We start from the raw sequence: 20,070 nt of genomic DNA, 5'->3' as shown, positions 1-20,070 counted from the left end.
GGCATTCGGTAATGCGTTGCTCACACCTTAACAGGACGTTATATGCCAGTAATCAGAAAGTCGATGGCAGAGATGATCTCGTCTCTAAAAGTGCTTAGATCGTTTACAGGCTCTCTTAGAATTTTGGTTGGTACACTTGCCATTTGATGAGTCAGAATTACGAAGTCACCTTCATCAATATGGATTACCGGACATAGATGACTGGGCGCTTTTTTCTCTAACAACTCAGTAGGCGTTAGCGGAATAACTAATCGAGTGTTCAATGTATCAAGCAGTTCACTTTGAACGTCAACAAAGTATGGATATGCGGTTGAAGTGCTCTTATCGTTGTTTTTGTATAGCAAAAATTGCGGCATTAGAATACTCGGTAAGAATCAGAAAATAGTCCGTGGTTTTCAGTTAGCTCGTTGCAAGCATTAATGGCATCAGCATTTTGCTCTAACCATTCAGCTTTCAGGCGTTGACTCACTTCTTTCTCAAGTGCCTTTTCCATTGTTGCTGAAAGATTAATATTTAAGCGCTTAGCCTCAGCAAGTAACTCACTATTTAAGCTTAAGTTTGTAGCTTTCTTGGGTGCTTGCGTACTATATGCGTTTCTCATAACAGTAACCTATGCGTATTGTGTGTGCGCATAAATTATAGGCACAGTACAAGCATATAACAAGGTGCTTAAGATGGGGTCAAGCCTACTCCAAAATTGGAGCGGCGCTTTAAGGATGGGTTGGAATAGGGCTGATATTAACGTTAAAGCTCGATCACTTCACCGTCTTGTAAGTTTTCTTCCGGTTCTGGTAAGAAATCTTCCTCCGGTTCTGGCTTAGGTTCTGGTTCAATCGAACTATCCGGTAATTCCGGTAAGTTCGCTGGTGGCTGGTTAAAATCACGCATTGGTATGCAGATATAAATCACGCCCACGTTCGCCGTACCATAGCCAACGGCCTTATGTACGTACCACCACACGGTTCGTAATCCCTCGGCGGTTTCTTCATCCCATTCCAGTACACTACCGATAGGCACATGGTGCGAAGCAATACGCAGCATTAGCGGCTCTAAGGACTCGCCAAGGTTTTCGTCGCCATCATCCATCATGAAAAAGCTCTCTTGCTCATCTGGACAATCCAACACGGCCACCAGCTCGGGATCGCTATAAGTAAGCGTGTCTTGGTTGGTTTCTAGCTCTAATACTGACTCGCTTTGGTAGTTCTCATCCGTTGGTGCCGATTCTGGCTCAACAGGGCGATACAGGGACGCTTCAAAGTGATCAGGTGATAGTTTGATAGCCTTAATCCAATCCTCCCTTAAAACGCGATTAAAGGGCTCATGGCCTTGGTATCGAACCTTTCTTACTACAGGTTTAACTACGTCACTCACTTGATGATTCTCTCTAATCTGCTTGGTGTTACGTTCATCAATTTTGCGAAGTCGGCTAGCGCTTCACCCTTAGTCTTTCCTTGCAGCTTGTAGCCGTCATGGAAGTTCTGGAAGCCGACCTTAATCATATCGATATAACCTTTCTTTTCGTTGGACTCCTTACGCAGTTTGCGCGCTTGGCGCTTGATGGTTTCGCTTTCCCGTTTCTGTTTGGCGATCTGTTTTTCCATTGCTTTCTGAGCGCGTAGGTATTTCGCGTGTTCTCGCGTAGCGGCGGCCTTATCCACCACCGTTTTACGGTTACGTGCGGCAGCTTTCTTCTCGCGTTCGTTGAGCAAGTACGTTTTGTTATCTGAGCCAAAACCAACACGGCGCGCTTGCTGCTTCATTTGGTTGGCCAAGATGCGTTGCCATGCCAGCGATTGCAGCATGGTTGTTGCTTTCAAAACGTGTTTACATGCCACACCGGACAATTCAGGGTTTCGGATTTTCGGGAACGCAAACTCTTTAGGCGGCGCTATGCAGTAGTTACCCATAGTGGCCAAGTATCGATACCAATACTGGTGACGGCCACAGTCGCAATCAAAGGAAATACGGCCAGCACACGCCAGTTGCACCGCTTGGTTGTAATCTCCATTAGGCGGTTCGTGTAGTAGTTCATCCCACTGCTCAAAACGCACCTTTACTCGGTGTTCCTCATGTTTCGATACGCTTGAGGCTCGGACACGAATAAGCGCGATATTGTTCTTAATACCGATTAACGTGGCCTTGTGAATGCCTGTACCGTCATCGACACGGTTGTTTGCACGGTCTACGTCGATTTGACGCGAGTTCTTCACCAAAAAGGCATAGGTGATACCCGCTGTCTTGCTGTCATAGACCTCTTTGTGTCGCTGGCGAGCCTTGTCGAACTTGATCAGGTCTTCTTTGGTAAACAGTTGCCCTTTCGCCTTTTCGCCTAGCGCTTTTAATGCCTTATTAGTTGGCTTGGCCAGCGTTGAGGCGGTCAGCGTTCGCTTGGCATTACGGCGGTTTCTCTTTTGCGCCTGTTCAATCTTGTTGAATAGCTGGTTGAACTGCTTTCCATTGAGGCCAAGGCTGGCAAATGAGCCGTTATCCCGTTTCTCCGCTTCAAACTTCTTCGGCATAAGTTACAGTCCCATTTCGTCCATGAATTGACGCATGGAACGACGCACCCAAGATGCTGGTGGCAGTTTGATGGTTTCGCCAACAGGTAGCGGATTCATTGGGTCGTCTACGTCACAGACCAGACTAACCAACCAATCAAGCTCAACCGTGGCGTAAGCTCTGTAAGAGACGAGATCCGCACGATAAACCTCATCAAGTCGAATGGTGTACTCAAAGAGATCGGTATTGCCCGAACGGTTGACGTATTCCATGACGATGGCAAAGAAATGCGCCCGTAGAATATCGTCCTCGATGTTCTCTGCTGAGAGGCGGGATAACTTACTCATCATCGCCTCCCATTCGATACTTACCGTCTGCGATTAGCCCCGTTTTAGCCTTGAACAGTCCCATTGCGCGCGAGGCCATTTCTGGCTCTTTCTTAGGTTTGCGTAACAGGTCAAACAAACTCTTAAGCGTTACCGTGTCGCCAATACTGTCTTGTGTGGCTGCATAGACCACAAACATGAGCGCGTAGGTGTCAGGGCGCAGTTCTGACCAGTCGATGTTGTACGTTGGCTTACCATCGGTTCCCCGTACTTCTTCCACGATGGATGGCGACACTTCGAAGCGGCCACCAGCGTTGGGCGGGTAAGTGATAGCGTTTAGGGATGTGAGATAGTTATAGGCTTCCATTGCCGACACAATGATCGGTCTGCCTTTTGCGTCCAGTTCGGACAGGCGAACGGCGCGCCCATACTTCGAAAAGTAGGGCGTAACCTCGTCCACCAGCACAATAAAACCGCCTTTTTTGAGCTTTTCTAACTTCTCGGGCAAAGTCAGCTTAAGGCTCATCAATGAGCGCTCTAATTGTTGGCATTCGATGATATGGAGTTGACCATCATCTACACCAGCAAGCATAAGTCGTGGCTGGCCAGATGATAGAGTAAGTACAGCTATGCGCGTTCGTGCCATGTTGTGACCTCTAAGCGCGCTTTTTAAGATGGGGAGTCTTGGTCAGTTTAACACCATTAATTAGACTTTATAGCCCTGTTAATAGTGTTTATATTAATTAATGTTCGGAATGTTGTGGGTAAATGTTTTCGATCAGTTCAAGTGGCAATCCCGCCAGCTTATAGACCTTAAATAACAGCTCTGTCTCTGTACCGTTGTGGATCTTCCATTGCGCTTTGCCGCCGTATTTCCCTTTTGCGTGGATAGGTATCATATCGGGATACTGAGCGCGCTTATCCGCTTCCAGTAGCGTGTCGTGGTGATAACAACACAAGGGTAATACATACGCATGCGCCCGTTCTCCAACACGACCAAACACATGATGCATGGAAATCACCGGATTCTCTCGGCCATGCAGCCAACACGCAATACACGGTAAGCCACCAATGGCATCCATAATGCGCTTTTCCTCTGCCGTAGGCGTTCGACCTTTCAATCCCTTACTGGCGATCTTTTTGGTCGGTTTCTTCGCTACAGGCTTCGCTTTTTGGCGCTCGATACGCTGTTGTTGTTTGTCACGCTGCTTTTTCTGGTATTCGGGATCATTTAAGCGCTCGATTTGTCGCTGGCGCTGACGCTCTTGTTACTGTAATTGCTTTTTGAAGCGCTTCTCCCGTTCCTCGGGGTCATTCATCTTGGCGATTTGCTTTGCGCGCGCCCGTTCCATTGATTGTTTTTGCTTCTCTCGTCGTCTTTGAAGTTTCTCTGCTATTGTCAAAGCCATTAAAAACACCTACTATTTGTTTGCTCTTGTTTCACATTTGCTGGTGGAACATGAAAAGGCTGGTAACTCGAATTTGCTGATTCGAACTGTTTGCTAAGGCCAGCCGCAAAAAAACCGCGTTTATTCGCGGTTTTTTTGTACCTATCAAAAGTAACTCTCAATCAAAACCCGATGGCATGGCTTGCCGTCATCGTTACGCATCCGTTGCCCCAAACTGACGATCTTCATGAGCTTGCCCTCGTAGTCCCAAGGCTGATTTCGAGTTAAACACTCTTTGGCTCGTTTAAGCGCTGGCGAGCCAACTAAAAGATAAACGGCTTTGCGAGGTTTCACGTAGCATTCTACGTAGCAATGTTTGAGGAAGTGATCATAGATAGTGAACGTTCGGCAAACTTAAGCTCTGCTTTGCGCATATCAATGTCGCGCTCTACATGCAGTGTGAAGTTGTCACAGAACACACCTTTCTCTTTCTGGTGCGCGTTCAGCTTGTCTTTAAGTTGAGTTATTTCTTGATTGAGTTTTTCAATGTACGACTTGAAGTAAACCTCGCTGCCGATTTCCAGCATCACCGATGCAGGACTACGAATGATAGACAGGCCATCGCATGTAGATTTGTTGCGTAAAAGGTTAAGAACATGCTCGCCGTCTTGAGTTAAGCTGTAATTCTTGCGGTCTGGTTTACCGTCTTGCGCTTCAATTTCGTGTGACACCAAACCCTTTTCCGTCATGCGACCGAGTTCGCGGTACACTTGCTGGTGGCTGGCTTGCCATGCGCCAGATTCAGGCATTGTTCGGTTTGTTAGGTCATAGCCTGTTTGTGTTCTCTGCTCAAGAATTGCTAGAAGTAGATTACCCAAAGTCATAGTTAGTTACCTTTTGTTATTGATGCCAAATTTCACCCGTATCCTCGTCAATAAATCCATGACATAGATACTCTCTACTTATTGAGTAATGCGCAAGTCTTCCCTTTAACGCCTTTTTGTTGCGGTTATGCCAGTGCTCGTATCCGGCAGTAAACGCATATTGGTTGTTGTTGTAGTCTGCATAATGCAGATCTGAGCCGTTGCGAGCCTCATTCACTCCCGCCGACCAGCTTGCTAGAAAATCGTCACGTTCATTGAGCTTGATGGCTTGTCGCTCATCATCATGCACTCCAAGTAACGTGATAATTCCTAACCCTTGCATGTGGTCAATGATGGTCGTATCGAAAAAGCCGACATAGATTTCATCGTGTGGGATAAATTCTACTTGTGGTGGCATTTCGTAGACCGTTCCATAAGCTCTATGAGTAGGCTCAACTGGTTTTTTGGAATTGCCATTGGCCAGTGCCTTGTCTAGTTGTTTAACCACATCAGCGCACATGGAAAAGCGAGGCATTTCGTTTCTTATCGCTTTTTCGTCTGCGCCCTCGATAAAGGCTTTCACCTCATCTGCACTTCCTAACACCCAACTCACACATACATTCGCTACCGCGCCAGCGTTGCGGCTAATGGCCATCGATACTGTTGCTCCGTGGTTAGACAGGACAATAGTGCCTTTGCTGGTATTGAATGTTTTTATGGTCATTGGTCGATAGTTTATACACCTCGTTCGGAATGTTCGAAAAAGACTATCATAACGAAAATGTGATATTCAACTACTAGTTTGCGTCTTAATATCAAAAACTTATAAATCAATAAAATTTTCGTGTTCGGAATGAAGATGGGTTGCCATAATCCAAGGATGGGATTAGATCACGCCCAAAGCAAACAATCGTAGCAGTTTAAGAAATGAATCTAATTCACGGATTTTGCAGCACTAACCCACTAATTAACCCTGATATGGTGCTAATGCAGAGGGGCACATACGCCCACCAGCTAAAGCGACTTTTCACTGACAGCAAACTACGTGTTGGCCATCTTTATGTGATGAGAACGACAGCAAGTAGCAGCGGGACGCATTGGGGGGACATTGGCCGCCTATTTTGACGAAATCACCTTTAAAGCCAAAGAAAGTTATACAGAAGGCGATTCTCAATATCATTTTTTAACGAACTTAACCGATGCGGTTTATTTGATAGAGAAAAAGGGCATTGATTGGGATGTGCTTATTCACTCTTTGATTTTGGATAGCGACCAAACGCAAGAAACCCAAGATCAACAGCTACGCAATATTAGCCACCTTCTGAAGATGACAAAGCAGTACGCAGAACAGTTTTAACGATGCTGACGATCTACCCATTGGACGAATTTATTAAGGCAAATTTCCGAAGCAATTCGGAGTTTGCCAGGATACATGGCGTTGTATTGAACACGGTTTACAAGATGAACGCCAACGGAGTTCATGCCAGCGGAGATAGAAACAATTACACCCTTTGGTATGGCAAGAAACACGGCAGTGAACAACAGCAATTGTTCTAGTTCCACCAGCGATTGACAAATACATATCAGCCACCATGAGTAATGTTGGTGGCTCGATTCATTTATTATGAAATTTAATTAATAAATGTTATCAACTGCATATCTAGAATTATCTATCTATGGTTAGATCTACGAATAGCTCTAATTTTACAAGGTTGACAATGAAAATTGAGGAACGTATTTATAAGTTGCTCCAAGAATCTAGCTTTCCAAGGGCTTTGTTGCGTAATTCGGACAGAAAACCAAACCGCCCGAAATTGAGCGATTATTAAACAATATACTGAGTTTCAGGCATACCAAGCCCTGTAAGCTTGTTCAGCGCTTTAATCATGGCGTAGGTTTCGCCAACCTGAGCATTGTAGTTTCTCAGGCTTAACCTCCCCCCTAGCAATTGCTTCACGCGATACATGGCTGTTTCAGAGAGCGAACGCTTGTGATAACCATACCGCTTTTTCCACTTCTTGTTGGAGCCGTAGAGCTTCTGGCAACCTACTGCTAAATTGCGAGGGTGTCCTTGCTCCCAGAAGGCAGCCCCTTCTCGTGGCGGGATAAGCGGAACCGCTCGCTTGATCCTAATGGCATCATGGCAATTCCTTGTGTCATAAGCGCCATCACCTGATATCTCAATGATTTTGCGACGTGTCTGCTTGAGTAAGTTGGGGAGCACTTCGGCATCGGTTACGTTAGATAAGCTCAGCTCTGCTGCGACTATTTCGTGGGTGCTTGTATCTACTGCGATATGCAGCTTACGCCAGACTCTGCGCTTCCCATCAGTACCATGCTTCTTGACCTTCCATTCACCTTCGCCATAAACCTTGAGGCCAGTTGCATCAATGGCCAGATGTTGTATTGCTCCTCTGGTTTTGGTTTTAAATGAAACCTCAACTTCCTTAGCTCGGCGGCTTATACAGGTGTAGTGTGGGCAAACAAGCGGGATGTTAGCCAGCTTAAATACTGAGTCTAGAAAGCCTTGCAGCGCTCTCAATGGCATGGAGAAGACGCGCTTAACCATCAGTGCGGTAGTAATGGCTAAGTCGCTGAATCGGCGAGGTCTACCACGCTTGCCTTGTTTGTTTTGCTTCCACTCGGCTATAGCTTCCTCATCAATCCAAAAGGTCAGAGAACCACGGTTGATTAAGGCTTTATTGTACTGCTTCCAGTTAGTTGTTTTGTAACGAGGTTTCGGCATAAGGCTACGACGATTGATGGGTGTAGCCGATCAGATCGTAACTTCCTGATTTAGTTCCATCGAATTACGCAACAAAGCCTATGGCAGATGTAAAAGACGTAGCTAAGTATTTTATTCTCTTAGCGGATGAAAATGATGAAGGTATCTCGAACTTGAAACTTCAGAAGCTTGTGTATTATGCACAAGGCTTTTACCTTGCTTTGAATGAAGAAACTCTTTTTGACGCGGATATTGAAGCGTGGGCACATGGCCCAGTGGTTCCTGAGCTTTACCATGATTATAAAGACTTTGGCAGAGAAGCTATCGATTCAGATCCTAGATTTAACCCTCATACACGCTTGATGAAAGGTGAGATTGAACATATCGAAGAAATTTTTGATGTTTTCGGTCAATTTAGTGCTTGGAAACTCAGAAATATGACTCATGAAGAAAGTCCTTGGATAGAAAATGAAGGACATGCTGGTGTTATTTCAAAACGAGATTTAAAAGCATATTTTGACACTAGAGTTGAGTAATTCAATTTATGGCAAAAAAGAAGATCAAACACCCAAAAGCCAATACTGGCTCCAAAATCACTGTAAAAGAAGTTAACATTAATTATGACGACAAGCCTCCAATTTTTTCTTTAGAGCGCTTACAAGCAGGTAGCTTCTGTCTCCAATGTCTTGACCAAGAAGGTAAAGCATTTTTCGCGGAAGCGATGTTTCGTCGCAAGAACAATACGTGGCGTGAAATTAAACAGATGCCTCGTCACGGCTTGGGCTTTGAGAAAATCGACAGAAATTCAATTAGCGCTCCTATCCCAAAATTTATTACTCCAGATGTGGATCACTTTTTATCATTTCGGTTTCATGGTAAGCGTCCTATGGTGGGTTATAGACAAAACGATGTATTCTATATCATGTGGTTTGATAATAACTTCACCTTATATGACCACGGATAAAATAATTAACACATATGAGCTCTTCTCCGCTCAATAGCCAATGCATTAGAACAACAAAGCCGTCAACTTCGCTTTGCCCAACCTGCAGTTATCCGAATTGAACGCATTAGAGCAATAGGCCTAACTGATTCCTGTCCTTACTCGAATCATCCCACAAAGTCTTAATTTCTCTTATGCATTTCATCAGCATAAATAAACAGAGCAATGTATATGGTAAAAATGAGCCGGTTTTTAGTACGGGACGCTCGTTTTCTCCCATTCAAATTGCAGCCATAAAGTTTAACTCACTGACTTTAAGCAGCCATATGGTAAGCTAGCACAAGTGTACGCGGACTAATCGGTCGTCCCGGATTTGTACTAAATGGGTAAGTTGCCCGCTAATAAGCTGTTAGGTTAATGCAGGGCAATCATTTCATCTTTAAAGGTAATCGCTGAGAGTTAGATGAGCATAGTTATAAAATTCAGTCAAAGGGCAATGGACTCCTTTGAATCACTTCCTACAGAAATACAGGAAAAAGCACATAGAGCCCTATGTCTTTTAGAAGAAGGTAACGAAAGGGCAATCCACTCATCTGTGTTGAAAGGTGATAGGAAGCTGTACTCTGGGAGAATAAATCATAAGTTTAGAGTGATCTATTCAAAGAAGAATAAAGAAATACTTATTGTTGACTTTATTAAGATTGATGGTATTTCCAAGATTATGAGGTCAGAAGCATGATCTCATTAAAATCAGATCAACTAAAAAGCACTCAATGTAAAAATGAACTTGATGAATTTGAGTGTCTACTTAAAAATTACTCGGAAATAGATGAGGAAAAACTACTTGATTTTTTTAAAAGTAGGCCTCAATTGATTCTACTAATGGGGCGTGTAGTAGGTATCGATGCTCCAAAGAAATTCAATAACGAGTTGCCATTAATTGGAAAATTTAGAGCTGATTTTGTTGTGGCAAGTGAATCCATGCAAGATTTTGTGTTTATAGAGTTTGAAGATGCAAAAGATAACTCAATATTTAACAAGAAAGTAAATAAAAAAACATCGGTACATTCATGGGCTTCGAGATTTGAAAAAGGTTACAGTCAAGTTGTTGATTGGTTCCTACATTTATCGGTACATAACAAAACTCAAAGCATGAAGTCCGAGTTTGGCCACTATGAAATAAAATATAAAGGAGCTTTGATTATAGGAAGGCAAAGCTCCTTATCACGAGGAGATTGCAATGAGCGTTTTGAACAACGAAGAAGCAAATCTCTTATTGATAGCAAGCATATTACTTGTTACACGTTCGATGAACTCTATGATGCAATGGCTGATCAATACGCTATCCTCGCATCATTCTAGTTCAAAACCTAACAAGAAAATCCAGGTGACGCCTACGGCGCACCTGATTTAGGCGTTAGGCATTTTCCCATGCGAAAATTATGGATTTTCCAACAACTTCAATTATTTGAGTATCGAATTCTTGTAATGTGCCTAGTGGCATATTGCCGTTCTTTGAGGTACGAAGAGGAATGAATCAGAAGTTCGAAGAGCAATTCAAAATAAGTTAGTAATTGAATTTACATATAGCAATAAGCTACGCGTGGTAGAACCTCATGTGCTTCGGGTCTGTAATGGTAATTTTCAAGTCTTAGCTTATCAAACTGGTGGTCAAAGTAGCTCCGGAGGGTTGCCTGAATGGCGTAGGCTTGACTTGTTCAGGATTAGTAACTTAAGGGTAACTAGTCAGACTTTTGCTGGACGTAGACCTTTCCCATCAGGAGCACATAGCCCTTGGGATCGCGAACTTGAAATAGTACCAGCCTAACACATATGAGCCCTTCTCCGGTCAATAGGCAATAGTCTTCTTTTGGCTGCGTTAGCAGCCAAGCTCTCGAACAACAAAGCCGTCTATTTCGTGTCCCCCTACCTGAAGTTATCCGAACTGTGCTGTCTGAAACGCAATCCCTAACTTGAAATTGTCCAGAAACATGTTTGAATGGGACCGTTCAATCTGTGGATGCTCAAGACAACCAGTATGATACTTTATTGCTCAATTGTAGCGTGAGTCAGACTTTGTAGTAGGAATTAGTATGAAACTTTATTCCTCTCCTACATATGCGCTTCACTAACGCTTCTAAATTTTCGGAGACATACGCCATGATAAAATAACTCAACAAACTAACAGGAATAGGCATACTTGAAACTCAATATATCGTTTAAAATGCAGACAATTTTGTTAGTGTTCAATCTCAAATTGAATTTCGCAAAAAATTCGCTTGGCTTTGAAACTAAACCACGCAATAAAGCACATTATATTTTAAAACAGTAGCTAAGACTTTGTGAAGAGACCCAAAAACTCATAAAGCGAGGACTAACACTGTGAATTTTTGAGCTGTATCCAGTGATATTATCTGCCTTTTTTCTAAGTACTTTGACATAAGAAGATGCTAGTTCATTGAGCGCTGTAATTTGGATCTCTTGGATTTGGTGATGCACAGTATTATCTAACAATTTCCATTGCCCTTTTACTGCTGTCTTGTATCGTAAAACCTCTCCACCGGGGACTTTTAATAGTAGTGTGAATATATCACTTTGAAAGGACTCTTGGCTGTAGATAGTCTTATCAATAGTGGCTGCGGCGGGTCCGTCTTTGATGCATTTCCAACTGCCTAAAATGGACTTTTCGTTAGCATACGTATAACTGGAGAAGCTAAATATCAAAATTAGTAATAATCTCATTTATTCATCCAAGAAGAGTTTATGTGTTTGAGGGTGAACATAGTTTGCTCTGAATAAGAAAGACCAAACTGTCTAAGTTTAAAAGCATAGGAGATAGCACTGGGGCTTGCTTCGTTGTCTAGTTTGCACAATTGATAAGCACATCCAATCATGACTTCTAACAATAGTGATGGTCCAGTTAGTATAAGGGTTACTTCTTCATCAACTCCTTTTTTAAGTCCATCATAACGATAGTGCTGGAGTCTTCGGTAATAATCATCGTCATTCATCCTAGTATTAGATAACGCCTCAAATATGTAGCCGTGAGTTTCACAGTGTCGATAGCGTTTTTTCATTTCTCTCAATACTATCCCCAGCGCTTTTGAGTTTGGATGAGCAGCTATGAGATTATTATTAAATTCACCCAAACTGTTCTTAGAAGCTGATATCGATAAAAGGTGCCGGTGTACAACAGGATATTTAAACATTGAAAAATGCAGCCCCTTAGAGATGACTTGTTCTAACTCAGATAAGACCTTCGGGTGATGCGCATTGAGCAGCTCAATACAACCATCTAACTGAGGTTCATTCTTAGGATTGCTACCTAGCAACTGAGATGCGGCGGTGTGACTAAGTACAACATCAACTAAATTTAAAAGAGAAGGGGTCAGTTGGCTTGTATGTTGAAGTAATGTGGAGTTGTATTCCAATTTAGGAAGTGTATCCACATCAATATAAACACCACCATACAACTTAAGGATCAATATTCTTAATATATCGCTTGCAGCTGCGAAATTACCCCTTAAGATCGTTTCATACAAGTAGAACTTTTTGAAATCATCATCAAAAAAAATAGCTTCAAAATCTCCACGTATATCTTTGACTTCAAACTTACCTTCCAAAATTGATAAATTATGACTATATTTATCTTTCTCTAATTGAAGTTTGAATACTAATTCTGGGAAATAAATTTGAGAGTATGATTCTAATGTTTTATCTAAGCTTGAAATTCCATTTTTTATTGCAAATTGATATAGAATATTTTGTGATTTTATAAGATTACAACCATTTTTATTGCAAATTAAGGTCAATAATTCATTTCTCAAAGAAGAGTATTGTGTTTGACTGTCTATCCAAAGTGTCAAAGATGAAGTTTTTTTTTGCCAGATATTTAAGTAATCCAAGCTATTTAGGTTAAGGTTACCAAGCCAGATAAAATGACACGAATTTGGCACTTCATACATATTTAAGCTAGAAAGTTCTCTCGTTCTTATGTTTTCTTTGCAGATAATCTCATTGATTAGATCATAGTTCTCTTCATCTATAAATTTATCGAACGTGCAGACCGCTCGTTTAAATAAGTCGACCAATTAATTATCCTCGTACTTTCTCTAGCAATTTTTGCTTCTCTTGAGTAAAAGTAACCCATTGCCTGAGCACCTCACTATTGTTAGCTTCGTTTTGCACTCCACATTGCTGACCACCAATACTAATATCAGGGTTCGAATACAAACCAATCACGAAACCATCTTTTAGGTTCTCATTCATTACTGTACGGTAAGGTCCGCAATGATAAGCGTGCGCTTGGGATTGTGCTGACTGAAACCATTGGAGTCCACCTTTCTCATGACCTGCCATTGCAAGGTGGCCTAGTTCATGTTCAAGAACATATTGGTTACCATTTAGTGTAATAGCAGCCATTCGAGCAACGTCTCCAGGATAAGTGTAACCTTTATATTCTGATGGTAGAGTCTTAACGACAACAACTATAAAGTCAGTTAATGACCCTAGATGCTCTTGCTTTTCTTGGTCAGACAAATTGTTTATCAGGCGATCGTATAAAAGTGAAAATTCTTTCGCACTGTGCGGAGTGAAAGCATTATCAACAAAAGTCACACTAGTCAAGAGACGTTCAATAGGTATACATGAACGTTGCAAAACTTGATTGGAGGTGGCCACTAATTCGGAAATCTGGAGTAAAATCTCGTCTTCACTCATATCAATTGAGCGCTCGACGAAAAACTTTAAAGTGGTGGTTAATGTATCATTTTTACTGCATTTATGCACTACTAGTTCATTCTCTTTAGAAGTATTTGCGTTAGAAAACAATAACCACGACAAGAAGAACAATAACGCAAAAAATCCCAAAAAGAAGAGTGATTTTTTTGTCATATTAAAAGTTATTAAAGTTTAATTACTTTGACGCAGATAAATATAATTAGCTATTTGTTAACTAATAATTAATCCGTACAGTCAACCAAAAAATTTTTAGTCTTAATACCAAGCAGTATAAGCCAAAGCCTAAAAATCTATAGAATAAGCCAAACTTGATTTGTAGCTTTTGAAATGAGAAACATTTTCATATAAAGAACTAAATCAACTAAATAATTAACAAAAAACAACCTTATTTGGTAAAAATATGGAAAGTTATGGTACAGTTATATTTAAGTTTGGCTATTAGTTTTAAGTTTCTAAGATGCTTTAGCAGCGAAAACGCGAATTACATTTAGACCAGAACCGCTACTCGAACTGCTACTTGAACCTCGACCTCTGCCACTGGCTCGGGTATTACAGCCTCCGGTTTGAATTGGAGTGCTTTGACCCATATCGTTACCTTTCTTAATGTTTGCTGCATTTGTACCAGAACCACCATACTGACCACCGCCTAACGCACTACCTACAATCTCATTTATTGCATTTGTATAATCATTTGGATTTCTGGGATCAAAGCCGCCTACAACTTGATTTAAATCTTCTTCACTTAAAGTTTGAACTTTAGAGCAAGTCACTTTCTTCATTATTTATATCCTTGTCAATTTAACTTATATTAGCGTAACCTTAAAAAGCCGGTGCTTTTGCAAACAACACAATAAAACCAGTTTTTTGTTAATAAAATATTGCGTTGTTGTATGACTTATACGCTCTTCAAGTGAGGAATTTCAACATAATTATTACATAAATTTATGATATGTGACACTTGGCACATGTTTTGTGAATTATTCACTATTCCCTTTATATGATTAGGGCATACTATAGATATATCTAAATTCTATAATTTTGGAATGGAATCAATGCTGTTTAGGGATGAGGTTGTTAAATCTAAGCGAACCAGAATTACTGGGAATATAATAATTGTTCAGCCTATATCAATTTATACCTCTTCTTTAATGATATTCTTGATATTTATTTTGGTCGTAATGTTTCTCACACATTCTGAGTACTCACGCAAAGAGAAAGTTAAAGGGTACTTAATTCCAGAGAAAGGGTTAGTTAAAGTGTTCTCGGATAGAGAAGGTGTTGTAGATGAACTATATGTTCAAGAGGCCGAATACGTGACCGCTGGGCAACCATTAATCAAGGTCAGAAATAGTCAAAGTTTAGCAACTGGTATGGAACTATCTGATGCATTAAGTAAAGAAATCGGTAAGCAGATATCAACACTTCGGGTAGAGCTTAAGACAAGAGAGAAAATTTTTAGAAATGAACGGTTACGGATTGAGCGACAGATTGTACAGTTAAATCAGAGTTTGTCTTCTGTGAAAAAAGCAAGAGCCACGAATAAAAGACGTCTGACTATTAAAGAAGAACAATACTTAAAAAACTTAAAACTATTTGAAAAAAGGTATATTTCTGATACACAGCTTTCTATGTTTCAAGAAGAATATCTCGAAACTAAGGAAACGAATGATCGTTTTGAGAGAGAAATAGCAATAACTATGGTTGATTTATCTAAATTGGAGTCTGAATTAGAAAGCTTGCCAGAAAAGAGGTTAATAAAGAAAGCTCTATTAGAAAGACAAATTTCCGAATTGGAGACAAGGCAATACGAGTTAGAAAACCAATATGAATTTGTAAAAATGGCACCAGAATCAGGAGTGGTAACTGCAATTCATCCATCGTTAGGCATGCGTATAAATAACCAATCTCCCATTCTTAGCATCATTCCTGAGAATTCATCGTTGGAAATTGAATTACTACTTCCTACACGTTCTGCAGGTTTTGTTCAGAATGGAGATACAGTGCAAGTTCGATTTGATGCTTTTCCTTACCAAAAATTTGGTTTGATAACGGGGGCGGTTGTGAATATAGATAAAGCATTGATCTTGCCAACAGACAAAGTGCTACCGGTTAAAATTAATGAAGCAGTGTACCGTGTTAGAGCAAAGATAAATCAGCAGTCAGTTACCGCCTATGGAAAAGAATTTCCACTTAAGGTAGGTATGATAGCTGATGCAGACATTATACTAGAGAAGAGAACATTGCTAGAATGGCTTCTAGACCCCATTTACGCGCTTAAAGGGCAATTAGGTTAATGGAAGTCTCAAATATATCCGACAAGATCACAACTCAATCCCTAGATCTACTTTCTTTCTCAGGTCTTAAGCGTGTACCTATCATATTACAGTCAGAGGTATCAGAGTGTGGTTTAGCATGCTTGGCCATGATTTCATCGTTCTACGGTCATAAAGTAAACGTTAGCTCTCTGCGTAGTCACATGAAGCTTGGATTACAAGGAATGAATCTCAAGCAAGTAATTCACATAGCAGACCAACTACATCTCGCGGGCCGCGGAGTCAAATGTGAAGCCGAAGATATCTCACATCTTGCATTACCATGTATTCTACATTGGAATCTTGATCATTTTGTAGTACTTACGAAAGTCTCGTCAAGGCACGTTTATATCAATGACCCTGCTTTTGGTCGACGTAAACTCACTCTCGCACAGTTTAGTCAATCATTTACGGGTATAGCGTTGGAACTCACTCCTACCGCAAAGTTTGAGAAAAATGATACTAGTAAAACAATTCGTATCAATCAGTTGTGGGAAAAGGTGACAGGCCTTAAACGAACTTTAGGTACGTTATTGATACTTTCATTGCTATTACAATTTTCGGCATTGATTTCCCCCTATTACATGCAATGGGTGATAGATAATGTTTTACTCAGTAACGATAAACCCCTGCTATTTGTACTTGCTTCTGGGTTTGCATTACTCAATCTAGTCCAAATTCTAATCAGTGCGTTTCGGAGCTGGATCGTAATTCGCCTCAGTAGTGCCCTTAACATTCAAATGGGTGCAAATCTATTTCAGCATATGATACGTTTACCTTTGTTATATTTTGAAAAACGTCATGTCGGCGATGTTGTTTCACGCTTTAGTTCCCTCAATTCTATTCGAGAGTTGTTTACGACAGGTTTAGTCGAGACATTTATTGATGGTGTCATGGCTATAGTCGTTATTATCATGATGTATTTATATCACCCTATGTTAGCGACCTTAGTTTTAGGGTTTGTATTTACATCGTTTATTATTCAGGTTTTTTTTTACTATCCTTGCCGTCAAGTTACAGAAGAGTCGATTGTTGCTAGTGCGAAGGAAGATTCTAATTTTCTTGAGTCTATTAGGGCGATTCAAACTATAAAGTTATTTAGCCATGAGTCGGTGAGGCAAAACAATTGGCTCAACCGATACGCGGAAGTTATCAATACTGACATTCGATTGGGTAAGCTACGTATCTCTGAAGGAGTGTTGGTCAACCTACTATCTGGACTTGAATCAATATTGGTTGTGTACTTTGGTGCATTAGCAACAATGGCGAACGAGTTGACAGTTGGAATGCTTCTAGCATTTATTGCTTACAAAGGACAGTTTACTTCAAGTATGTTCGCATTCATTGATAACGTAATCTCCTTTAAATTACTTGGGCTCCATCTTGAACGGCTCTCCGATATAGCACTAGAAAATCGAGAAAGTACCGATGCAAAAGCTGTCTTACCTACACAAGTTCAAGGGCACTTGACAGTGGAAAACCTTGCCTTTCGCTATGCAGATAATACAGAGTGGGTTTTAAAGTCAGTGTCTTTCGATGTAAAACCTGGTGAATGTATCGCAATTACAGGGCCTTCTGGATGTGGCAAAACCACCTTGATGAAGCTTTTATTAGGGTTACTAAAGCCTACTCAAGGGAAGATCTTTCTTGATGGCATTGATATCACTACTTTTAACTTGAGTGAGTATCGATCCTGTATTGGTTCTGTTATGCAAAATGATAGCTTGTTATCCGGTACGATTGCAGAAAATATTACGATGTTTGATTCTAGCCTTGATGAAAAAAAGATGCTCGATTGCTGCAAAATGGCTTGTATTTCGGATGATATAGACTTAATGCCAATGGGATATCACTCTTTAGTAGGGGACATGGGGAGCGCCTTTTCCGGCGGGCAGTTGCAACGTTTGTTTTTAGCCAGAGCATTGTATAAATCACCAAAGTTATTATGTTTAGATGAATCCTCAAGTCATTTAGATGAAAACAATGAAATTTCGGTCAATAATAACTTAGCTCAACTTGGAGTTACTAAGGTCGTAATAGCACATCGAAAGCAAACTATCGAACGAGCAGATCGTGTTATAGAACTTTCTAAAATTAATGTTCTGTCGTAAAGTTTTTTAGGTTTAGGTTGATATTTGTTCCATTATCACCTCAAACTCCAGAATTCAACTTTGTTTTAATTAGCTTAAGCACAAGGCTTAACAGAAGTCGCCCTAATCTTCGAACATGGTTTTCAGTTATTGACCTGTTTTGACAGGCTTTTAGAATTATTGAAACATATTATAACTTAAAGACGTGGAAACAACTCTCCTGAACTTAACTAGAAGGTAGCATTGGCGACAGCTAAAGGTGGCAATAATGTTGTTGAGTAGGTACAGGAATACAACAAAAGTTTATGCACATTTTGAGTACATGTACTAAATCCAGCGTTGCTTTTAGTATTTGCGCTCAATATACGACACGAAAAGTGTGGAATACCAAAACTGGAGTTAAATTTTGGTATTAGTTTTAAATCATAATACTTTGGGTTGGGGCACTTCAATTAAGATGTATGTACTCTAGATGCGTTATCCGTTGATAGTGAAGAGATCCCCTTAATGCAACGCGAGGTAAAAAGCTGCTATATCATAGTTGTTAATGGCGTCGATGAATGCGGTAGAGCGGCACTTCACAATCCACTTTATGACTTTAATGATGAAATTTTGGGGGGACGGATATGTGTTATTGGGAAACGTTTGTGGAACAGTAGCTAGCTAAGTAATCACCGCTGGGAAAAGTGCACTGGCAAAACCTCTGATATGCCCATGTCACAATGTTTGCGAGTTTGGTTAGTTTCGAGTTGCATTTGTGTATAGACACACTTAAGCAATGTTGTTGAACTAGAGCTCTAGTGGACTTTGAGCTGTGTTATCAAACACGATCTACTTTGCATGCTTTTAGTAAATTCATTGCTTGTTAATATTCAAATTTCCGTAGGTGACTTCTGTCCAGAACCTTCACAGTTGGCACTTCGTAGCACAGAAGTGCCCCAAAACGTGCCAGCACCGCTCGTTACCCAGATTGAATACACGATTTTTGCAATACTTGAACTAATGATTTGCTAAACAATACCTGATCCCAACGTTTTGGCGATGTTAACCGTGCTTATTCAATTTTCTCCTCAAGGCTTGGGGGGATCTGGTACGTTTACTCTATTCGTCTTGAGTCCTATTTTTCGCACAAGCAAATAGTAGTTAATGTGACTTTCAGATATACTATTAATGCAAGTAAATCCACATAACTTAGAGTTCCTATGGCTAGTTCAAATCACATAAAAGCACTCATGCAGTCGCATATTGATAAGGATGACGATAGATTTTTATCTATTGCTCTCCAAGTTGCTGCGCATGAAGCTAGAAATGGACATGGAAAGCTTGCTCAAGAACTTAAAGGTTTGGTTGATAAAGCTCGTCAGAAGAGTTTAGAAAACTCGCCTATATCAATAGCAAGTGGGGTTAAAGACTCAACAGGTTTACTGACTACTCACTACCCTAAACTTCGATTTGGGGATCTTGTTGTATCTGAAAGTGTTAAGACGAAGCTTGAGCGTATAGTTCGAGAACAAAGGCACTTAGTTACACTGAAAAATCATGGTTTATCCCCTAGAAAAAAGCTCCTTCTCGCAGGTAAACCTGGCACAGGCAAGACGTTTACAGCGTCAGTTTTAGCTGGAGAATTGAATTATCCTCTGTTTGAAGTCAGATTGGATGCAGTGATAACTAAGTATCTTGGTGAGTCTTCTGCTAAGCTGAGACAAATCTTTGATTCAATTCGAGAAGTTAGAGGAGTATACTTCTTTGATGAATTCGATGCTTTGGGCTCTCATCGCGCTTCATCAAACGATGTTGGTGAAGCTCGCCGTATCCTGAACAGTTTTTTGCAAATGATAGAGCAAGACGATTCTAACAGTGTGATTGTTTGTGCCACCAACCACATTGAAGCACTAGATCATGCATTGTTTAGGCGCTTTGATGATGTCATCCGATACGAGTTACCGTCAGAAGATGAAATTATTGCGTTATTCAAGTCTCGTTTACGCACTTATGTTGCTAAAGGCTTTTCATGGAAAAGGTTAGCTCAGGTAGCCGAAGGTTTAAGTAATGCAGAAATAACGCTTGCTGCTAATGATGCTATCAAAGAGATGTTAATACATGATCAAGCTTCGATTTCCATATCGATGCTTAAGCTCGCAATTGAAGATAGGAAGCATATTAGCCAGCAGTTCAATAATTAAG

At 40.8% G+C, this 20,070-nt stretch carries 22 protein-coding genes and 1 pseudogene; 8 read left to right on the top strand and 15 right to left on the bottom strand.

All coding sequences use genetic code 11. From position 1 onward, the window contains the following. Positions 1 to 38: 38 nt before the first annotated feature. The 10 genes from R7P36_RS18990 to R7P36_RS18945 all read right to left on the bottom strand — a co-directional run bounded on the left by R7P36_RS18990 (position 39) and on the right by R7P36_RS18945 (position 5,800). The gene (locus R7P36_RS18990; protein ID WP_169629034.1) at positions 39 to 356 is read right to left on the bottom strand and encodes a CcdB family protein; all 318 of its coding nucleotides are present in this window, start codon (positions 354 to 356) and stop codon (positions 39 to 41) included. After that, positions 356 to 601 (bottom strand): type II toxin-antitoxin system CcdA family antitoxin, encoded by a 246-nt coding sequence (locus R7P36_RS18985; protein WP_017420672.1) that lies wholly within the window; start codon positions 599 to 601, stop codon positions 356 to 358. The genes R7P36_RS18990 and R7P36_RS18985 overlap by 1 nt, the downstream gene beginning before the upstream one ends. Positions 602 to 744: 143 nt before the next feature. Then, a complete protein-coding gene (locus tag R7P36_RS18980; protein WP_169629033.1) occupies positions 745 to 1,371 on the bottom strand; it encodes a hypothetical protein in 627 nt (208 codons plus the stop codon). Further along, positions 1,368 to 2,519 (bottom strand): phage tail protein, encoded by a 1,152-nt coding sequence (locus R7P36_RS18975; protein WP_169629032.1) that lies wholly within the window; start codon positions 2,517 to 2,519, stop codon positions 1,368 to 1,370. Before R7P36_RS18975 ends, R7P36_RS18980 begins: the two co-directional genes overlap by 4 nt. 3 nt (positions 2,520 to 2,522) lie before the next feature. Next, the gene (locus tag R7P36_RS18970) at positions 2,523 to 2,846 is read right to left on the bottom strand and encodes a hypothetical protein (protein ID WP_024703879.1); all 324 of its coding nucleotides are present in this window, start codon (positions 2,844 to 2,846) and stop codon (positions 2,523 to 2,525) included. Further along, entirely contained in the window at positions 2,839 to 3,471 is a 633-nt protein-coding gene (locus R7P36_RS18965) for a hypothetical protein (protein ID WP_169629031.1), read from the bottom strand. The genes R7P36_RS18970 and R7P36_RS18965 overlap by 8 nt, the downstream gene beginning before the upstream one ends. Before the next feature lie 97 nt (positions 3,472 to 3,568). Continuing rightward, positions 3,569 to 3,946, bottom strand: a complete 378-nt coding sequence (locus tag R7P36_RS18960) for a Ref family recombination enhancement nuclease (protein WP_212668995.1) — start codon at positions 3,944 to 3,946, stop codon at positions 3,569 to 3,571. A 147-nt stretch (positions 3,947 to 4,093) separates the two neighbouring features. Beyond that, positions 4,094 to 4,234, bottom strand: coding sequence for a hypothetical protein (locus R7P36_RS18955; RefSeq protein WP_212668994.1), 141 nt, complete (start codon positions 4,232 to 4,234; stop codon positions 4,094 to 4,096). A gap of 341 nt (positions 4,235 to 4,575) precedes the next feature. Then, the gene (locus tag R7P36_RS18950; RefSeq protein WP_169629030.1) at positions 4,576 to 5,097 is read right to left on the bottom strand and encodes a PadR family transcriptional regulator; all 522 of its coding nucleotides are present in this window, start codon (positions 5,095 to 5,097) and stop codon (positions 4,576 to 4,578) included. 16 nt (positions 5,098 to 5,113) lie between these two features. Further along, on the bottom strand, positions 5,114 to 5,800 hold the full coding sequence (locus tag R7P36_RS18945) for a hypothetical protein (protein WP_169629029.1): 687 nt from the start codon (positions 5,798 to 5,800) through the stop codon (positions 5,114 to 5,116). Between the two features lie 384 nt (positions 5,801 to 6,184). On the opposite strand from R7P36_RS18945, the gene R7P36_RS18940 reads away from it, so the two are divergent. Further along, positions 6,185 to 6,433, top strand: coding sequence for a hypothetical protein (locus tag R7P36_RS18940; protein WP_169629028.1), 249 nt, complete (start codon positions 6,185 to 6,187; stop codon positions 6,431 to 6,433). Between the two features lie 468 nt (positions 6,434 to 6,901). On the opposite strand, the gene R7P36_RS18935 is transcribed toward R7P36_RS18940, so the two are convergent. Beyond that, positions 6,902 to 7,822, bottom strand: coding sequence for an IS5-like element ISVal1 family transposase (locus R7P36_RS18935; protein ID WP_055467070.1), 921 nt, complete (start codon positions 7,820 to 7,822; stop codon positions 6,902 to 6,904). 80 nt (positions 7,823 to 7,902) lie between these two features. Here R7P36_RS18935 and R7P36_RS18930 point away from each other — a divergent pair, with 80 nt between their 5' ends. From R7P36_RS18930 to R7P36_RS24825, 4 genes and pseudogenes are all read left to right on the top strand, one after another. Next, positions 7,903 to 8,337: a Panacea domain-containing protein gene (locus tag R7P36_RS18930; protein WP_285378366.1), complete on the top strand. Its 435-nt coding sequence runs from the start codon at positions 7,903 to 7,905 to the stop codon at positions 8,335 to 8,337. A gap of 8 nt (positions 8,338 to 8,345) precedes the next feature. Further along, on the top strand, positions 8,346 to 8,765 hold the full coding sequence (locus R7P36_RS18925; RefSeq protein WP_318122278.1) for a hypothetical protein: 420 nt from the start codon (positions 8,346 to 8,348) through the stop codon (positions 8,763 to 8,765). 714 nt (positions 8,766 to 9,479) lie between these two features. Continuing rightward, positions 9,480 to 10,106, top strand: coding sequence for a Shedu anti-phage system protein SduA domain-containing protein (locus R7P36_RS18920; protein WP_318122277.1), 627 nt, complete (start codon positions 9,480 to 9,482; stop codon positions 10,104 to 10,106). 190 nt (positions 10,107 to 10,296) lie between these two features. After that, positions 10,297 to 10,572: pseudogene (locus R7P36_RS24825) on the top strand (hypothetical protein); the annotation flags it as partial. Positions 10,573 to 11,057: 485 nt separating this feature from the next. On the opposite strand, the gene R7P36_RS18915 reads toward R7P36_RS24825, so the two are convergent. The 4 genes from R7P36_RS18915 to R7P36_RS18900 form a co-directional block, all read right to left on the bottom strand. Further along, complete coding sequence (locus R7P36_RS18915) at positions 11,058 to 11,486, bottom strand: hypothetical protein (protein WP_318122275.1); 429 nt, start codon at positions 11,484 to 11,486, stop codon at positions 11,058 to 11,060. After that, positions 11,483 to 12,835, bottom strand: a complete 1,353-nt coding sequence (locus R7P36_RS18910) for a TcdA/TcdB catalytic glycosyltransferase domain-containing protein (RefSeq protein WP_318122273.1) — start codon at positions 12,833 to 12,835, stop codon at positions 11,483 to 11,485. Before R7P36_RS18910 ends, R7P36_RS18915 begins: the two co-directional genes overlap by 4 nt. A gap of 4 nt (positions 12,836 to 12,839) precedes the next feature. After that, the gene (locus R7P36_RS18905; RefSeq protein WP_318122272.1) at positions 12,840 to 13,637 is read right to left on the bottom strand and encodes a hypothetical protein; all 798 of its coding nucleotides are present in this window, start codon (positions 13,635 to 13,637) and stop codon (positions 12,840 to 12,842) included. Positions 13,638 to 13,936: 299 nt separating this feature from the next. After that, the gene (locus R7P36_RS18900; protein WP_258495961.1) at positions 13,937 to 14,263 is read right to left on the bottom strand and encodes a hypothetical protein; all 327 of its coding nucleotides are present in this window, start codon (positions 14,261 to 14,263) and stop codon (positions 13,937 to 13,939) included. A gap of 264 nt (positions 14,264 to 14,527) precedes the next feature. On the opposite strand from R7P36_RS18900, the gene R7P36_RS18895 reads away from it, so the two are divergent. From R7P36_RS18895 to R7P36_RS18885, 3 genes are all read left to right on the top strand, one after another. Beyond that, entirely contained in the window at positions 14,528 to 15,778 is a 1,251-nt protein-coding gene (locus tag R7P36_RS18895) for an HlyD family efflux transporter periplasmic adaptor subunit (protein WP_258495960.1), read from the top strand. Continuing rightward, positions 15,778 to 17,907: a peptidase domain-containing ABC transporter gene (locus R7P36_RS18890; RefSeq protein WP_318122268.1), complete on the top strand. Its 2,130-nt coding sequence runs from the start codon at positions 15,778 to 15,780 to the stop codon at positions 17,905 to 17,907. The genes R7P36_RS18895 and R7P36_RS18890 overlap by 1 nt, the downstream gene beginning before the upstream one ends. A gap of 1,181 nt (positions 17,908 to 19,088) precedes the next feature. After that, a complete protein-coding gene (locus R7P36_RS18885) occupies positions 19,089 to 20,069 on the top strand; it encodes an ATP-binding protein (RefSeq protein WP_318122266.1) in 981 nt (326 codons plus the stop codon). Position 20,070 lies beyond the last annotated feature (1 nt).

The sequence above is a fragment of the Vibrio sp. 397 genome, from assembly GCF_033339395.1.
GTDB lineage: Bacteria > Pseudomonadota > Gammaproteobacteria > Enterobacterales > Vibrionaceae > Vibrio > Vibrio alginolyticus.
The sequence above is the reverse complement of the archived record's forward strand: the minus strand, read 5'-3'. Positions and strand labels throughout refer to the sequence as shown.

What these genes read in the sequence shown, in the direction of transcription:
- R7P36_RS18905 (WP_318122272.1), bottom strand. Translation starts at nt 13,637, where the DNA reads ATGACAAAAAAATCACTCTTCTTTTTGGGATTTTTTGCGTTATTGTTC.
- R7P36_RS18970 (WP_024703879.1), bottom strand. Translation starts at nt 2,846, where the DNA reads ATGAGTAAGTTATCCCGCCTCTCAGCAGAGAACATCGAGGACGATATT.
- R7P36_RS18965 (WP_169629031.1), bottom strand. Translation starts at nt 3,471, where the DNA reads ATGGCACGAACGCGCATAGCTGTACTTACTCTATCATCTGGCCAGCCA.
- R7P36_RS18990 (WP_169629034.1), bottom strand. Translation starts at nt 356, where the DNA reads ATGCCGCAATTTTTGCTATACAAAAACAACGATAAGAGCACTTCAACC.
- R7P36_RS18950 (WP_169629030.1), bottom strand. Translation starts at nt 5,097, where the DNA reads ATGACTTTGGGTAATCTACTTCTAGCAATTCTTGAGCAGAGAACACAA.
- R7P36_RS18895 (WP_258495960.1), top strand. Translation starts at nt 14,528, where the DNA reads ATGGAATCAATGCTGTTTAGGGATGAGGTTGTTAAATCTAAGCGAACC.
- R7P36_RS18925 (WP_318122278.1), top strand. Translation starts at nt 8,346, where the DNA reads ATGGCAAAAAAGAAGATCAAACACCCAAAAGCCAATACTGGCTCCAAA.
- R7P36_RS18885 (WP_318122266.1), top strand. Translation starts at nt 19,089, where the DNA reads ATGGCTAGTTCAAATCACATAAAAGCACTCATGCAGTCGCATATTGAT.
- R7P36_RS18920 (WP_318122277.1), top strand. Translation starts at nt 9,480, where the DNA reads ATGATCTCATTAAAATCAGATCAACTAAAAAGCACTCAATGTAAAAAT.
- R7P36_RS18915 (WP_318122275.1), bottom strand. Translation starts at nt 11,486, where the DNA reads ATGAGATTATTACTAATTTTGATATTTAGCTTCTCCAGTTATACGTAT.
- R7P36_RS18935 (WP_055467070.1), bottom strand. Translation starts at nt 7,822, where the DNA reads ATGCCGAAACCTCGTTACAAAACAACTAACTGGAAGCAGTACAATAAA.
- R7P36_RS18955 (WP_212668994.1), bottom strand. Translation starts at nt 4,234, where the DNA reads ATGGCTTTGACAATAGCAGAGAAACTTCAAAGACGACGAGAGAAGCAA.
- R7P36_RS18930 (WP_285378366.1), top strand. Translation starts at nt 7,903, where the DNA reads ATGGCAGATGTAAAAGACGTAGCTAAGTATTTTATTCTCTTAGCGGAT.
- R7P36_RS18945 (WP_169629029.1), bottom strand. Translation starts at nt 5,800, where the DNA reads ATGACCATAAAAACATTCAATACCAGCAAAGGCACTATTGTCCTGTCT.
- R7P36_RS18975 (WP_169629032.1), bottom strand. Translation starts at nt 2,519, where the DNA reads ATGCCGAAGAAGTTTGAAGCGGAGAAACGGGATAACGGCTCATTTGCC.
- R7P36_RS18900 (WP_258495961.1), bottom strand. Translation starts at nt 14,263, where the DNA reads ATGAAGAAAGTGACTTGCTCTAAAGTTCAAACTTTAAGTGAAGAAGAT.
- R7P36_RS18985 (WP_017420672.1), bottom strand. Translation starts at nt 601, where the DNA reads ATGAGAAACGCATATAGTACGCAAGCACCCAAGAAAGCTACAAACTTA.
- R7P36_RS18890 (WP_318122268.1), top strand. Translation starts at nt 15,778, where the DNA reads ATGGAAGTCTCAAATATATCCGACAAGATCACAACTCAATCCCTAGAT.